Source organism: Pseudomonas sp. GW822-FHT06D10 (genome assembly GCF_058799535.1).
The window spans coordinates 948,643-964,226 of sequence record NZ_JBXALN010000001.1 but is presented as its reverse complement, the minus strand read 5'-3'; the positions used below and the strand labels follow the sequence as shown (position 1 = coordinate 964,226).

14 protein-coding genes are annotated in these 15,584 nt (G+C 58.6%); 6 read left to right on the top strand and 8 right to left on the bottom strand.

All coding sequences use genetic code 11. From position 1 onward, the window contains the following. Positions 1–23 precede the first annotated feature (23 nt). The 6 genes from AC1RL5_RS04260 to AC1RL5_RS04235 are packed head-to-tail and all read right to left on the bottom strand — an operon-like array spanning position 24 to position 6,916. Positions 24–905 carry a hypothetical protein gene (locus AC1RL5_RS04260; RefSeq protein ID WP_492588899.1) on the bottom strand — a complete coding sequence of 294 codons (882 nt, stop codon included), beginning with the start codon at positions 903–905 and terminating at the stop codon, positions 24–26. A 27-nt stretch (positions 906–932) separates the two neighbouring features. Continuing rightward, complete coding sequence (locus tag AC1RL5_RS04255; RefSeq protein WP_145712057.1) at positions 933–2,045, bottom strand: PAAR-like domain-containing protein; 1,113 nt, start codon at positions 2,043–2,045, stop codon at positions 933–935. Then, positions 2,045–3,085 (bottom strand): 3-oxoacyl-ACP synthase, encoded by a 1,041-nt coding sequence (locus tag AC1RL5_RS04250; protein WP_103407448.1) that lies wholly within the window; start codon positions 3,083–3,085, stop codon positions 2,045–2,047. Before AC1RL5_RS04250 ends, AC1RL5_RS04255 begins: the two co-directional genes overlap by 1 nt. Further along, a complete protein-coding gene (locus AC1RL5_RS04245) occupies positions 3,082–4,194 on the bottom strand; it encodes a DUF2169 family type VI secretion system accessory protein (RefSeq protein ID WP_492588901.1) in 1,113 nt (370 codons plus the stop codon). Before AC1RL5_RS04245 ends, AC1RL5_RS04250 begins: the two co-directional genes overlap by 4 nt. 14 nt (positions 4,195–4,208) lie before the next feature. Further along, positions 4,209–4,655 carry a DUF6484 domain-containing protein gene (locus tag AC1RL5_RS04240; RefSeq protein WP_262214462.1) on the bottom strand — a complete coding sequence of 149 codons (447 nt, stop codon included), beginning with the start codon at positions 4,653–4,655 and terminating at the stop codon, positions 4,209–4,211. Positions 4,656–4,666: 11 nt separating this feature from the next. Continuing rightward, a complete protein-coding gene (locus AC1RL5_RS04235) occupies positions 4,667–6,916 on the bottom strand; it encodes a type VI secretion system Vgr family protein (protein WP_011061292.1) in 2,250 nt (749 codons plus the stop codon). Between the two features lie 609 nt (positions 6,917–7,525). Here AC1RL5_RS04235 and AC1RL5_RS04230 point away from each other — a divergent pair. Then, entirely contained in the window at positions 7,526–9,217 is a 1,692-nt protein-coding gene (locus AC1RL5_RS04230) for a SulP family inorganic anion transporter (RefSeq protein ID WP_011061293.1), read from the top strand. Between the two features lie 72 nt (positions 9,218–9,289). Here AC1RL5_RS04230 and AC1RL5_RS04225 read toward each other — a convergent pair whose 3' ends face one another. Beyond that, a complete protein-coding gene (locus tag AC1RL5_RS04225) occupies positions 9,290–9,949 on the bottom strand; it encodes a hypothetical protein (RefSeq protein WP_492588902.1) in 660 nt (219 codons plus the stop codon). Positions 9,950–10,287: 338 nt separating this feature from the next. Here AC1RL5_RS04225 and AC1RL5_RS04220 point away from each other — a divergent pair, with 338 nt between their 5' ends. The 4 genes from AC1RL5_RS04220 (at position 10,288) to AC1RL5_RS04205 (ending at position 13,429) form a co-directional block, all read left to right on the top strand. Next, complete coding sequence (locus AC1RL5_RS04220; protein WP_015635611.1) at positions 10,288–11,148, top strand: RNA ligase family protein; 861 nt, start codon at positions 10,288–10,290, stop codon at positions 11,146–11,148. Positions 11,149–11,162: 14 nt separating this feature from the next. Beyond that, entirely contained in the window at positions 11,163–12,308 is a 1,146-nt protein-coding gene (locus AC1RL5_RS04215; RefSeq protein ID WP_011061296.1) for an AAA family ATPase, read from the top strand. Between the two features lie 101 nt (positions 12,309–12,409). Next, the gene (locus tag AC1RL5_RS04210; protein ID WP_492588904.1) at positions 12,410–12,814 is read left to right on the top strand and encodes a hypothetical protein; all 405 of its coding nucleotides are present in this window, start codon (positions 12,410–12,412) and stop codon (positions 12,812–12,814) included. Positions 12,815–12,916: 102 nt separating this feature from the next. Continuing rightward, entirely contained in the window at positions 12,917–13,429 is a 513-nt protein-coding gene (locus AC1RL5_RS04205; RefSeq protein ID WP_492588906.1) for an Imm15 family immunity protein, read from the top strand. Between the two features lie 697 nt (positions 13,430–14,126). On the opposite strand, the gene AC1RL5_RS04200 is transcribed toward AC1RL5_RS04205, so the two are convergent. Further along, positions 14,127–14,702 carry a hypothetical protein gene (locus AC1RL5_RS04200; RefSeq protein ID WP_145712053.1) on the bottom strand — a complete coding sequence of 192 codons (576 nt, stop codon included), beginning with the start codon at positions 14,700–14,702 and terminating at the stop codon, positions 14,127–14,129. Between the two features lie 242 nt (positions 14,703–14,944). Between AC1RL5_RS04200 and AC1RL5_RS04195 the strand changes: the two genes are divergently transcribed. Continuing rightward, a complete protein-coding gene (locus tag AC1RL5_RS04195) occupies positions 14,945–15,544 on the top strand; it encodes an MliC family protein (RefSeq protein ID WP_492588908.1) in 600 nt (199 codons plus the stop codon). Positions 15,545–15,584: the final 40 nt, after the last annotated feature.

Sequence of the window (15,584 nt, the reverse complement as noted above, 5' to 3'; positions counted from 1 at the left end):
TCAAAGTCTTGAGAAATAGAGAGTTAAGCAAGTTTCCTCCAGCTCTGCCCGTCATGTACCAAGATATCCTTTTGGCCAACAGACCAGAGCGCCCCGTTTTTAGCGGAAAGACAGTAGCAAGTATTGGGCTTTGGCATATTCCAGTTGACTGGCCGCAAAGAACTTTCATCGAGAACGTATACTTCGAACAAGGTGGCTAAATAGATTTTTCCTTGGTGTTCAGCAATGCTCCAGAAATCATCGGTGAACTCTTCGAGATCGATAATTTCCCATGTATCTGCTCTGCCACGCAACAAAGTGCCTTGGCGGCCACATAAATAACAATAACCATCAGAGGCGCATATCAATGCAGTTATTTTAAAGTTGGTTGGACTGTCGACTTGCCGCCAGTTGCCTTGCTCCCGCAGCCATATTTCTCCCTTCCAGCCGGCGGCATAGATTTCATCATTGGAGAAACCGCCCAGTGCTTCGAAGCCAAAAACACTGTCTTTACTCGTAGGCTTTGGGGCATGTACAGGCTGCCAGGCAGAAGATCCATGGCGTACATACACTTCTCGGGACACTCCGCACAAGTAGGTACATTCGCCTATCGAGCTTATCCCTCTGAGCATTAGCGGTGGCGGATCCATTTGCGACAAGCTGAGGGTCGAGCCGAGATAGCCTTCCCCAATTTCACCCTCTTCGGATATTGCCAGCATCTGTTGTGACCGGTCGGTGGTCATGGCAACGGTATCCCAAGTCGCCTCGCCAACTTCTCGCCACTTTCCAGAGTTGTACTCCAGGAAAATAGTGTGCGAAACGTCCTGGGCTTCTAGTCCTATTTCCCGAAAAGCGAAAAAAGATTTCTGTGCGTCTACGGCGGCAACATAAGCGTAGTAATAATCTTCCAGCCATTCGTCAGCCATATGAATATCCGTTTATTGGGTGGTGGCTCAAGGGGAGGGCCTTCTCGCAGTACGGTTCAATACCGCTGGCTTACTTCTTCCGCTTGGTGAATGTTTTACTTTAGGGGGCTGCGTATTTGGCGGTAGCATTTTTTTATGCCCGTCGGCCAACTGTGCCGTGAGGCAGCGTTCGCTACAGTTTGACTCGGGAAACGCGCCACGAGTACTTTGCGCCGCCATGGAGGCCTCTTTACCGAATTCGCGCATATCGCCTTTCTTGACCCCAGCGATAACCCCCAGAGCTTTATGCTCGCTGTGTCGGACACCATGACTCCCATGAGTGTTCCCCCAGCCCTCAACGCACATACAAGGCGCTGTATCTTTCGAATACTCTTCCCAGCCGGGCTGGCGCTTGTTGTTACTGAACGCTCCTACAGAAAATGAGCTTTTCGGTATGACATGGTCAGGTGTTTGTGCTGGACAACATCCGGCTATACCTGCTTCGTCCTTAGGGCGGTAGGGTACTAACTGACAGCGGCGAGCCGACAAGCATTTGTTTGCTTTGGCTCTTGTCGCTGTTTTGCTGGCCCAAGCGCTTTCATTGACCATTGCACCGCTCAGCTCGGCCTCTTTACAAACATTCTTTTCACCGTACGGTTTGTATTCCTGGCAGGATTTTCTTTCTCTTTTTTTCTCCCTTTTGCATTTTCCCTGGGTGCTCGGCGACATCTTGGAAAGGTGAGGCCAGGGAGGGGTATTACCTGGCTGTGAAGCATGGTTATGCGTCGTCATGTCAAGGTGCCGTACTACGTTTTGACCTTCGAACTTCACATTCATCGACCAGGAAGTGAAGTACACCTTCCCCTTGATCTTGCTAGTGATGACCCCCTTCTTGGGCGCATTCCCAGCCTCATCCCCATAACTTGTCTTGAAGTAACTCTTGTCCTTGAGCATCACCTCTTTGCGGGTGATCTTGACCGTTCGTGTGCCCCGGGTGGTGTCCTTGGACATACCCGTATTGGGGTAGGGAATGGGTACCCCTATCGGTGTCGGCGGAGCCACGGGCGGGGTGAAGCAGACATCCGGAAAGCAGGCGACGGACTTGCCATCGGCCGCCTTGCAGGAAATCTCCATATTGTTGGCATACACCTCGTTGGCCATCAGGCAGCCCTCACGGTCTGGTAGCTGAGCAGGGCGGCGGCGCGTTGGCCCGCGTCGTTGCCGAGGTGGCAGAGGATATTCGGGCCGTCACCGTAGCCCTTGCGGCTGGCGGCCAGGGCCACGGCCAGCATCGTCGGGCCGATGGCGGCGCCGACTTCGCCAATGCAGTCGGCCGGGTGCCAGAGGTGGAAGAACTCCTTGCGCACCCGCAGGGTACGGCTCAGGGCCAGGGAGGCTTCCTTGAAGTAGTACTGCTCGCCGGAGATGTCGGTGAGCCGATAATCCATTTGCTCCAACCCACAGCCGACCTCGCTCAAGGCAGCGCGTACGGCTTGAGTCAGACCGTCAGCACGCAGGGGAGTACCTTCGGCCTCCACGGTGGCCTTCTCCACGCCGAACCCCAGGCCGAGGCAGGCCAATTGCGGTTCTTCGCTGGCAACGGGGGCGGCCAGCACCACGGCGGCGGCACCTTCGCCGGGGATAAATCCGTTGGAGTTCTGGCTAGTGAGCAGGCGCTCGCGTGCTTCGAAAGCGGCCAGCGTCGGTCCATTCAAGAAGGAGTCGACGCCGGCAATCAGCACGTGGCGATGGCCGCCCTGGTAGATCAGCGTACGCGCATCAAGCAGGGCCACGGCAGCGCTGACCCGTCCATAGGCGATGACGTTGGAACTGGGATGAAAGCGCAGGCCCAGTTCGGCTTCGATGGCGTGCAGCAGCCCCTTATCGAGACCGTCGAGGCGGCCGGGGCGCTCGACTTCCGCCACCCCCAGCAGCAGCGGGGTCTTTTCCGGGTCGACGTTCGGGGTGCTTTGCAGCGCCTCGGCGATGGCGCAGGCGGCCATCTTGATCAGTTTGCTGCGCCCACGCCAGGGCTGCTCCAGAGGCACGCTGGCAGCGATCAGCCATTCGCCGCCGCAGTCGATGAAGCGGGTTTCCTGGAAGTTATCGATAGCGCAGCGAATCGCCGCGCAGCTCGCGGGTGCGCTGAGGCCAACGGCGCTGACCATGCCGGTACCGATGATGCAAAGTGCAGTCATCAGTCTGTCTCCTCGGAGGCGTGCCTGGCTTTTACCAGGGAGGAGAGCGACGGGTAGTAATCCTTGCCCAGTTCGCGGGCGCGCCACCAGCCTGTGGACATAGTGCCGACCAGCACCTGAGCGATCTCGAACATGTTGTGTCGTAGTGCACGGGAGACACGCCAGGTCAGTTGCACCTGGAGCGCGTCTGTGTCGATCAGCAGGGTATCGATCACCGCCTGCACAGTCTCATGACCGCCTTTTTTCAGAAAGAAGGTCACCGGCACGTCCATTTCGGGGATGCGAAAGCCCGCGCGCTCCTGGCGTGTGAGGTTGAGCAGCAACACATCCTCGCCGCCACGCAGGTAAGGAATCTGCTGATCGTCAGGGGCCGCCTGAAAGTAGCGACGGTCGAAATCTCCCGGCAGAAACGGAAAGCGGTCGGCCAGCCAGGCATCGTCGTAAGTGCCAGCGAAGCGAGCACGTTGCGGCCAGCTGCGGCCGATGGGGCCAAGGGCCATAGGACGGAAGTCGCCAGAGGGACTGTCGATCGCCTTGCCCAATTCCTCGGTGCTCGGCATCGGCATGCCGACGATAGCAGCACTGCCCATGCGGCTTGGAAACCAGCCACAACCGGTCGGATTGTCCAGGTAGCTGTAACGCAATTCGGAGTCTTCCGCCATCGGATGGCTGCCGCCAAAGGCCTGGGCATAAGAGATGTCCTGCTCGATGAAGGGCTGCGGCAAGCCGGGAGAAACGCCCAGTAGCCCCAATTGCCATTGTCGGGGGCCGAGCACGGAAAAGGCCTTGCTCATCTGACCGACGCGAATGCCCGCTGCCATCTGGCTCACGGGTCGCCCGCCTGGGGCATAGGCCTTGCCGCGCACCAGCACATCGCAGAACGGCTTGACCGGTGCGAAGTCCATTTCCTGCAGCGGGGCGCTGAGACCGGGTTCGCCGAGGAAGGTATCGGCCATCAGCAGCGGTTGCTGGGTCTCGGCCAGGGTCGCCGCGCGGCCGTCCAGCGGCAGATTAAACGTGCCTTTGACCACCACCACCAGGGATTCGCGGCCATCGGGCTCCATGCCCTGGGTATAGGCAGCAAGCAGTTTGCTGGCGTTGAGCAATTCCATAGGCGACTACCTGTCTAGTTGATCTGCACCGAACCACCCTTGATGCGGTTGACCCCGCTAGAGCGACTGGACAGGTAGGCGCCCTGGATGATCACTTTGCCCGCGCGGGTCAGGGTGATGCTGGCCTTGCCGCAACGCAGCACGATCTCGCGTTCGGCGCGCAGTTCCAGGCGCTGGTCGTCCAGTTGCACGCTGGCAACCGGTTCGGGTGCCATGGCCTGGCTCAGCAGGCGGCCGATCACTAGCGGGCGGGAAGGGTCGCCATCTTCGAACATCAGCGCCACTTGGCTGCCGATGTCTTCAGGGGAGAGCAGGGTGGTGCTGCGGGCGGCGATGCTCCGTTGCTCGGGGCAGCCGGGGTAGGTCACCCAGGGCGCACTGGCCTGTGGCAGGTCGAGCAGTACACCGACGACTACGCCATCGATGCGGGCCTGCGTGGGCAGTGAGTATTGAACCGTCATACGCGTTACTCCTAGTTTTGCAGGATCTTGCGTCCCTTGATCACCACGTTCTTGTTGGCCTTGATGTTGATCACGCCAGAGCCGTCTATGGTGATGTCCTTGCCGCTGATGCTGATGGTGCCGTCCTTCTTCATGACGATGCTGGCTTTGCCGGTCATGATGGTCACCGAGTCACCGGCATCGATGACAAGGTTCTTGCCCACCGTCAGCTCATCGTCCTTGCCGATATCGGTCGTGCGTCCTGCGCCGACCTGGCGCGATTCGTTGTCTTTTACCGTCGTTGAAAGATTGGCTCCGACGTCCACCGAGCGGTTGGTGCCCACATTGGTCGACTGGTAGAGGCCCACGTTGACGTTTTGGTAGGCCCCGACATTCACCGTTTGAAAGGCACCGATGACAACTTCCTGCGCGGCGCCGATGGCGATCGTCTCGTTGATACCTACCGCATGGGTGCGTTGCAGGGCCACGGTCGCGGTTTCGCTGGCGCCCACGCTGATGGTGCGGTTGAGGCCTATGCTGATCGTCTCGTTACTGCCGACGCTTTCGGTACGGTTGACGCCAATGCTGATGTCCTCGTTGTTGCCCACGCTTTCGGTGCGGTTGACGCCGATGGTGATGGTCTCGTTGTGATCGACGGTTTCGGTGCGGTCGTGTTTGACATGCACAGTCTCGTCGTTATCGATGGTCTTGCTGCGGTCGTGGCCGACCCAGTGGGTCTCGTCGTTCTCGACCTCGATGTCCTGGTTCTTCTCGGCATGGATAAACAGTTGCTCCGCACCTTTCTTGTCCTCCATGCGGATTTCATTGAAGTTGGCCGGTGAGCCGTCCTTGCTCGAACGGCTTTTCACCCCGCTCTGAGTGGCATTGGCCGGTAGCGTGTAGGGCACGGTCTGTTCGGCGTTGTAGACGCGGCCAGTGATGATCGGCCGATCCGGGTTGCCTTCGATGAAACTGACGATCACTTCCTGACCGATTCGCGGGATCTGCACCGCCCCCCAGTTCTTGCCGGCCCAGGCCTGGGACACGCGCATCCAGCAGGAGCTATTGGCATTGGACTGATCGTGGCGGTCCCAGTAGAAATGCACTTTGACCCGGCCATACTGGTCGGTCCAGATCTCCTCGCCATCGGGGCCGACCACCACGGCGGTCTGCGGCCCGCGAACAATGGGCATGGGGGTCAGGGGAAGAGGGCGGAAGGCCTGGCTGGCATCCATGCAGTCCAGCTCGCTGGTGAACTGCTCGGACAGGTCCAACTGCGCATTTTCATAGAGTTCCTGGCGGATCTGATAGCGTGCGAACACCACCAGGTATTCGCGGTTCTGGTCCTCGCGCTCGTAGCCGGTCAGCTTGAACAAATGGCCGCAGCCCAGCCCGCGGGCGCGGCCGCGCAGCTGCACGCGTTCGAACTGGCTATGAATGGCTTCGATGCGGGTACGCGCGTAGTGCTCGCCATCGTTGCTCTGTACGTATTCACCGGGGTAGTCGTAGAGCGGGTGGTCGCCGTTGCTGTGACTGCGCGACACACTGGAGCGCACCTCCAGTCTGGCGCGGGGGCGCTTGAAGTCGTAGTCGTTTAGCTCCAGAGAACCGGGTTGGACTTCCCGCTCCAGTTGCCAATCGTAGAAATGGTCGCGCTCGCGCATTTGCCGATCGGGCGGGTAGAAGGGCACCGAGTCATAGTCGGCCACCGTGGAGTGGGCGCCATAGGCGTCGGCAAACACCAGTACATGACGCGCCTGCTCATGGCGAAAGTAGTAATAGATGCCTTCGTGCTCCATCAACCGGCTGACGAAGTCAAAGCTGGTTTCGCGGTACTGCACGCAATATTCCCACTCGCGGTAGTTGCCGCTCAGGCTGTCTTCGAAATCGGAGAAACCGAGGTCGCGGAACACCTGCTTGATGATCTCCGGCACCGTTTTGTTCTGGAAAATCCGGCAGTCCGAAGTGCGCGTGAGCAGCCATAACCAGGGCCGTAGGCTGACGCGGTAGCCGGCGAACTGACCGTGGCCGTTCACTTGCCGGCAGCTGCAGACAATGCCGTGGAAATAGCGTTTGCTGCCGTCGTGCAGCTCCAGGGTCAGGCCCATGGGCTTGCCCAGCAACTGGTCGAATGTGATCGCTCGGTTTTCGGAGGTGAGGTCCAATTCGTAGTGGAACAACCGCCCCAGCTCTTCGTTGCCTTCCATGCTCTGCAGCAACAGGACATCGCCGCCGAGGGGACTGTCGACCTGCACCAAACGGTTGTTTTGCGTTATTGCCATAAACGACTTCCTCTGGCTCGTGTTCGGGCGTCAGTCGTCCGTCTCGCGGGGTCAGGGGAAATCGTGTCCATCCATCGCGGTACATCCACCACAGAGATGATCTCCATATCGGCCTCATAGGCACTCAGTCAAAGCGAACGTACGAGTCAATCCGGCTCCTGCGGATTAACCTTCTGTCCAGAGCCACTTGGGCATCACCTCTAACAATTCCGGTTAAAGTCTTAGCGCGGTTTAATCCTAGTCAAGAAACTCTCCGACCAATGGAGCGAACACCGAGCCGTTTCACGGTAGGTGACCGACGGTCATTTGCTGCCCGGCTACGAGCGCAACGACATGCACCGGGAGGTGGCGCGTCATCAAGGCAACGCGCCGTTATAGCTGGCTTGGCGGCCCATGAATGGGAGGGGTTGTTCATCCATAGCGGCCCAAGCTCACCACCACCTGCGCCTCAGCGGGTTGCCCATGGCCAAGCACCTGGGTGAATCGAAGCAAAAGCTGCTCCAGCTCATGGCGCTAAGTTGCCCGATTCGCTTGAATAACGCCCCGCGTCGCCTTGCCAGACAAGCGCGCAGCCAAAGAATAAAACGGAATATTTCGAAAGGACCCGGCATGTCGTTATCCCGCTGTCTATCTGGCCTGTCCAACTTGCTGCACTACCGCCGCGAATGGTTGCGCGCCGACCTGCGGGCCGGCTTGTCCGTGGCGGCTATCCAGATCCCGATCGCCATCGCCTATGCGCAGATTGTCGGCCTGCCACCGCAGTATGGGCTTTACGCCTGTGTGCTGCCGATGATCGTCTATGCCTTGATCGGCAGCTCGCGGCAACTGATGGTCGGCCCCGATGCCGCCACTTGCGCCATGCTCGGCGGGGCCGTGGCGCCTTTGGCCATGGGCGACCTGCAGCGTACCGTCGAATTGTCGATGATCGTCACCGTGCTGGTGGGCCTGATGCTGATTGCCGCCGGGATCGCCCGGGCGGGTTTTATCGCCAGCTTCTTCTCGCGGCCGATCCTCATCGGCTACCTAAACGGCATCGGTCTGAGCCTGATCGCCGGGCAAATGGGCAAGGTGGTGGGCTTCAAGATCGAAGGCGACGGCTTCATCCTGGGGCTGGCGGACTTTCTCCAGCGCCTGGGGGAGATCCATGGCCTGACCCTGGCCGTCGGCCTGGCCAGCCTGGGCCTTTTGATCTGGCTGCCGCGACGCTATCCGCGCGTACCTGCGGCGCTGCTGACGGTGGCGCTGTTCACCTTGCTGGCCGGGCTATTGGGCTTCGACCGCCTCGGAGTGGCGATCCTCGGTCATGTGCCGGCCGGGATGCCGGAGTTGTCCTGGCCCAAGACCACCCTGGAGGAAAGCAAGAGCCTGCTGCGCGACGCGCTGGGCATCGCTACCGTGAGTTTCTGCAGCGCCATGCTCACAGCCCGCAGCTTCGCCGCGCGCCATGGCTACGCGATCAACGCCAACCATGAATTCATCGCCCTGGGCCTGAGCAACCTGGCCGCCGGTGCCTCCCAGGGCTTTGCCATCAGCGGTGCGGATTCGCGTACCGCGGTCAATGACATGGCCGGAGGCAAGAGCCAACTGGTGGGCATCATCGCCGCCCTGGCGATTGCGCTGATTCTGCTGTTTTTCACCGCGCCCATGGCGTGGATTCCGCAGCCGGCCCTGGGCGCGGTGCTGTTGATGGCGGGCTGGGGCTTGCTCGACGTCAAGTCCCTGAAGCAAATCTACCGACTCAGCCGCTTCGAGTTCTGGCTGTGCCTGCTGACCACCGTCAGTGTGCTGGGGCTGGGCGTGCTGCCGGGCATCATGTTCGCCGTGACCCTGGCCATCCTGCGCCTGCTGTACAGCATCTACCAACCCACCGACGCGGTGCTGGGCTGGATGCCGGGCATCGAAGGCCAGGTGGACATCCGCCAGTACCCGCAAGCCCGCACTGTGCCCGGCCTGGTGGTGTATCGCTTCGACGACGCGATCCTGTTCTTCAACGCCGACTACTTCAAGATGCGCCTGCTGGACACCGTGCAGCGCGAGAGCCAACCCGAGGTGGTGCTGTTCGATGCCGAGGCGGTGACCGATATCGATGTCAGCGGCATCGCGGTGCTGCGGGAAATCCGCGAGACCCTGGCCGCCCAGGGCATCTACTTCGCTATCGCCCGTGCCCGCGGTACTTTCCTGGCGATGCTGGAACGTTCGGGGATGACCCGGGAAATGGACAGCCAGTTGCTGTTCGGTTCGGTGCGTTCGGGCATCAGGACCTACCGCATATGGCGCAACAGCATGCGCGGCAAGCAATGAAGCAGAGGAGGGTGACCGGCAGGGAGCAGCCCTGCCGGCGCTTGATCGAGGCTCAGCCAGGCTGGCCCGGCATCACTGGGTGATGGTCATGCTGCTGGTGGCCTGGACCGAGCCATAGCGGATGCGCGGATACGTCGGGTCGGCGTAGCTGAAATCCATCACCGTGCCGACGGAACCGAAGTACAGGGCCTGGCAATTGAAGTTCACCGCGACCTGGCCGCCGTAAGGGGTGACCCCGATGGCGACCTGGGTCGGCCCGGTCCATTCGATCTTGCAACCCAGCGTACCGCCTGCTGCGCCGGCATTGTATCCACGACAGTTCAAGGTGGCGTTGCCGTTGCTGGTATTGGGAAAGCCCGCCCATTTGGCGATGGCCAGGTTGGCCGAGCATGAAGTGTTGACGCTGCTGGCTCCCGGGGCGAGCTTGTAGACCCCCGACGGTGGCGCAAGCGTTGCCGTGACAGGCGTCAATGGCAGCGCGGCAAGGCTCGATGCCGCCTGGTTTTCCACCACGGTGGTGGGCGAGGGCGGGAGCTTGCACACCACCACGGCGCCGACGTCGTCGGACCTCTTCAACTCACCCAGCGCAGTGATATCGGCGCCGCCCTTCGACTCGCAGAAGAGTTTGCGCAACTGGGCTTTCTCTTCGCTGTCAGCCATGGACGAGGCCTGGGCCAAAGGTGCAAGTGCCAGGCCAATGACTGCAGCCATCAGCACGCTTGAACGTTTCATGATCGATTCCTTATCGGGTTATGACTGGCTGCACCCTATGAGCCCCAGGCGGTTTTTTTCATGACAAAAGCTCGGGTGTTTCGCGCAAGCAGGGGCGCTGGGGTTTTGTCCTCTCGGGGCTTGACCTGATGCCGCTATCTGCTGTTGAATGCGCGCCCTAAAGCCTCTGCAACCTTTTCTCCAAGTGGTGAAGCCAGTGCCCTACGCCAGCCAACACGCCTGATACCGACGACGGTCCATCCTGCCTGATGGCTGCCCGTGCCCATGCACGGCGGCGCTTCATTGCCATGTCTGCCTGATCCTGTCGTTGGTTTTTCTCTTTTTTCGAGGACAAACCCATGCACACGGATATTCGTGCCACCGCGCACAACCTGGAACTGCTCAAATACCCCCGCACGCCCCACCTGCAAGGCTCGCGCCTGCAAGATGGCGACACTGACACTGGCCAGGTGCGCTATGGCGCCCTGGCCGGACAGTGGCTGGTGGTGGAAGAAAAACTCGATGGTGCCAACGCGGGCATCAGCTTTGGCGCAGGCGGCGAGTTGCTCTTGCAATCTCGCGGTCACTACCTCACCGGCGGTGGGCGCGAGCGCCAGTTCAATCTGTTCAAGCAGTGGGCCTCGGCCCATGAGCACTGGTTGCTGGAACGCCTGGAAGATCGCTTCGTGCTGTATGGCGAGTGGCTGCACAAGAAGCACTCGGTGTTCTACGACCACTTGCCACATTACTTCTGCGAGTTCGATGTGTGGGACCGCGCCACAGGGCTGTTCCTCTCCACCGCGGCGCGTCGGCGCCTGCTAGAAGGTGGGCCGGTGCTGTCGGTGCCTGTGCTGTACGAAGGCCCGGCACCGCGCCGGCATGCCGAGCTGCTAGCGCTGGTGGGCGATTCGCTGGCCAAGACCGCGCACTGGCGCCAGGTGTTCGAGCAGGTTGTGCACCGCGAAGGCCTCGACCTGGCCCGTGCCTGGCGTCAATGCGACCGCTCCAGCCGCATGGAGGGCCTGTACCTGAAGCTTGAGGACGAGCAGCAGACCCTCGGCCGGCTCAAGTGGGTACGCCAGGACTTCGTCCAGGCCATCCTCGATGCCGACCAGCACCATGCCAGCCAACCCTTTATCCCCAATCAACTGGCCGCCGGCGTCGACCTCTATGCCCCGCGCCTGTCCATGGACTGGCAGGGCCCACGCCACGGCTACTGAAGGAGCATCCCGAAATGGATATTCAACAACTGCGCCAACTGGTCCCCGAGCCGGGGCGCGATATGGACACCGCCGCCTGCCTGTCGGCCATTCCGGCCCTGGCGCGCCTGGCCGACACACCGCAGGACCCGATCTACCACGCCGAGGGCGATGTATGGATTCATACCTGTCTGGTGGTCGAAGCATTACTGGCCCAACCCGCCTACCAGCAGGCCAGCGCCGAGCAGCGCTTTGTGCTGTTCTTCGCGGCCCTGTTGCACGACATCGCCAAGCCCGACACCACGGTGATCGACAAGGATACCGGGCGTATCGGCCAGCCCGGTCATTCACGCCGGGGGGCGGTGGATGCGCGGCTGCTGTTGTGGCGCGCCGGTGTGCCGTTCGAGCTGCGCGAGCAGATCTGCCGCATCATCGCCGTGCACCAAGTGCCGTTTTTCGCCCTGCAGGGTGATCGCAGCGGCCGCAGCCCTGAGTTCCTGCTGCACAAACTGTCCTGGGAACTGCCGCTGTGGATGCTCTGTGCCGTCGCCGAGGCCGATATGCAGGGCCGCAACTACGCCGGCAAGGCCGATGTACTGGACGCCATCGAACTGTGGCGCGAACTGGCGCAGGAGGAGGGCTGCCTGCACGGACCGCGGGCCTTTGCCGACGACTACACACGCATTCAGTACCTGCGTGGCGCCCGGGTACATCCCGACTACCCGTTGCACGCGCCGCAGGGTTCGTCGGTGGTGATGCTCTCGGGCCTGCCGGCCAGCGGCAAGGACACCTGGACCGCACAGCATCACCCGGAGCTGCCGGTGGTGTCGTTCGACGACGCCCGCCAGGCCCTGGGCCTGCGCCATGGACAGAATGAAGGCGCCGCTGCGCATTACGCCATCGACCGGGCCAAGGCCTTGCTGCGAGAGCACAAACCCTTTGTGTGGAACTCGACGCACCTGTCGGCGCAGATGCGCAACCGCACCCTGGACTTGCTCTACGGCTACGGCGCGCAGGTGGAAATTCTCTACCTGGAGCGCCCCGAGGGCGAGATCATGCGGCGCAACCAGCAGCGCGACACCTCGCTGCGCAACGATGATATCCGCCGCATGCTGTTCAAGTGGGAAGTGCCACTGCCCACCGAGGCGCATCGGGTTGTTTATCAGGCGGTGACGGGGTGAGTGGTCCAGGGGGACATGGCGACGCGAGGCATGAGGCGTTTCAAACTCTATCCTCTTGAAAAAAACCAACTTGAAAGTCACGGCCAGAAATCACCAGGTAAATGAAAATGTCAGAAACTGCAGAAAAAATAAGTGAGGTATTACAAGCTTTTCACCGTTTTGAAGATGGCTTGCTATTGTCGTTCGAGTTTAATTTTGCGCCAGGCGAACGACTCGCAGCACAGGTTGTATTTCATGCCAGAGATCATCGTATTGATGGGGATGTTTGGAAGAAAGTCAAAGTGGTTGTCCGTGGCGTCGAAGAGCTGAGCGCGAAAGTTAGCGGTCATCAATTCAATTCAATTTGCTCGGGGGTTCGGCTGTTGAAGTTTGACGAGTATTGGTGTGTCGACATTGATGGAAATTACGCTTTGGATGCTGATCCAGTATCTATTGATCAAGTGCGCCAAGAAGGGGATCTATATGTTGTTGGTCGTGATATCGAGGTTTATGAGCTTGAGGGCTAGGCGATCCCAGTGAAAGTGGTTCTAGCCAGAACGTACCCTCGTTGATTGAACTTCCTGACGTTCCACCCGAACATCCTGCGACGGATGGAGTATCCCCTGGAAATGAAGCTTACAGATCTCTATAACAAGGTAATCAGTAAAGAACCGTACAATGATATGGACGTGTTCTTCGAGAGCTATGAAAGCTTTGAAGAGATTCCGCTTGTATCAAGGTATGGTCGCTTAAAGCACCTGATGGATGAAATGAGCAGCGACGGGTTGTCTGATTTTCTGACAGGGCTCGCTTTGTTTGTTTTAAATACTTTAAGAGTCTTGGAGGTTTCAACAGGTAAAGATGTTTTTTTTGCCGTGACTTTTACAGACTTTGAAGGGCTGGAGCAGCAAGGTGTTCTCATACCCAATATTTTTATTTACGCAAAGCCAGCTTCAGTCAGTTTTTTGGAAAAAGTACGAGAACATGATAAAGGGCTTGCGTCGAAGGAGATGAAGGAAGTGAAAAAACATTTTTCCAACTGTGGGGCAGAAACTGCTTTTGATTTTTATGAAAGCAGATCTTATGACGCAGCTTGCGCTGAAGAAATTGTAAGGGTCTTTGCTGTACCCAGGACTTCATGAGAGTACTGGATTCGTCAGCCAATCCGATTCGATGGTGAAGCACTCCAATGATGGGGTGGGAGCTATGCGATTGCTCGCTGCGTCAGGTCCATGGGCTTGGTCGAAGCCTATAGGTGCAGAGCGAGCCATCGGTGGATCTGAGCAGTGAGTGGTTTCGAAAACTGGAAATGGCCAGCTCGGGTACGCCAATTCAAAGCGTCGAAAGCGCCCGGATGCGTGATCCAAGCCTGATAGCTGATCTCAGGTACTGTGAGCCTTGGAGTTATTCTATTTAACATAATATACATTATGCGTAGATATGACACATTCATGTGGGTCACGATACCCAAGAATTACCCAGGCTCAACTGCAACGCTTCCTACCCTCAGGAACAGCTTCTGAAGCCAGGCTTCGATCACTTTGCTGTTGCTCGCGTCTGGGCCTTCGCAATGACATCCTGGACAAACGAATCCTGACTCCTTTGCTCCTTGTAGCCAACCCAGGACTTCACCGGCCGTGGGCCGAAAAACTTCCAGTTGCATGACACCCACGAATTCCGACTGCGGACGAACACGTGGTGTGTGTCTTTCGAGATTCGTAACGCCTGTCAAAGTTCGAGCGGGAGAATTTCAAACTCAGGTGGTTGCTGACTGTGGCCCACCTGCATATCGAACTATTGAAGGTGGGCTTTGGGTAATTGCCGGGACGGCCAAGGAATCTACCGACAGAGTTCTCTGTATCGACTCACGTTGGAAACTGCAGAGTCTAGTGTTGTTGTTTTGTATTTGTAGTAGTGGATTATATTCGCCTGGGCCGGTCCGACATTGCCGAAGTATTCTTCCCAGGCATTACTCTTGGTGAGTAAGTCAGAGAGCATGGTTCTCAAGTCGTTTTCCGTCCAGGCTGTCTTGTAGCCTTTAACCTCACCAGGGGCCGGGCTGTTATGTTTTACATAATTAACCAGCAGGTACTTTCCTTCGTAGGCCATAAATACCGTATACACGGTCCCTTGAGGGGCTGACTGCCTGTACCAAGGGATCACGACAAAATGATGAACCACTGGTCCCGTACTAAAGTGCCAAACAGCTGTCTCCGAGTGCAGGCCGCGAAATAAAAGAGCCTGATCGATTTGGTACTTCATGCTTCCGTTATTTGTAATGACATCGTTTCCAACATCATTTTGTACCTTCCCGTAGACAGCGCAGCTCATTTGAATGGGCACGGAAGGACAATCCTTCAGCCCCATGAGTGTTGCGTTGTTTTCTATTGCCTTGACCAGATCTTCCCCTGTCATGTTTCTTGGCTCCTGCCTAGTTGTTCAATATGCAGTTTAAATAATCGATATTGCTGCCCCTGGTGAGGATAGCTTCGATCTGCCCTTTATCAAATACACCTCGCCGCGGGTCTTGCCGAGTGCTGCCGGGTGTCGAGATATGGCTCGCGGGATGAGCTACCCTGCCCTTACAATATGACGCTTATAAATAACTAAACTAAATGAATATTTAGTTTAGTTATATTGGAAATCAGGAGTTACCCATGAGCTTTCCCCTTCGAACAATGGTGAGCAGTGTCGCTTTTTCGGCCCTGCTGGCCACTTCTCTGGCAACGGCCGAACAAGGTCCTTCATTCAACTGCAGTGAGAAGATGACCGGGTCGATAACCGCACTGATCTGCCAGAACCCTGGTCTCGCGGCACTGGACCGCAAGTTGGCCACTATTTATCGCGACGCCCTGAAGAATGCCGGCAAGCGCGGCAATGTGCTCAAGGCCGAACAGCGTGGCTGGATCAAGGGCCGCGACGAGTGCTGGAAGATCGATGATCAGCAAGCCTGCGTGGCTGATAGCTATCGTCGGCGCATCGTCGAACTGCAGACGGGTTATGGGCTGGTCACCTCCTCCGCTCCGGTCATGTTCGATTGCGCGAGCAATGGCCGTATCAGTGTCACCTTCTTCCAGACCGAACCGCCCTCCCTCACCGCCTTATATAAAGGCCGGCAATCGCTGATGCTGGAGACCAGCTCTGCCAGCGGCTCACGTTACCTAGGGCAGAACGAGAGCTTCCGGGAGCATCAGGGCGAGGCCGCTGTCACTTGGGGCCATGGGGCTGAAGAGATGATCTGCAAGAAAGCAGGCTGAGCCCTGCCGTCTGCACCGCATCGGGTGCAGGCCGCAACGC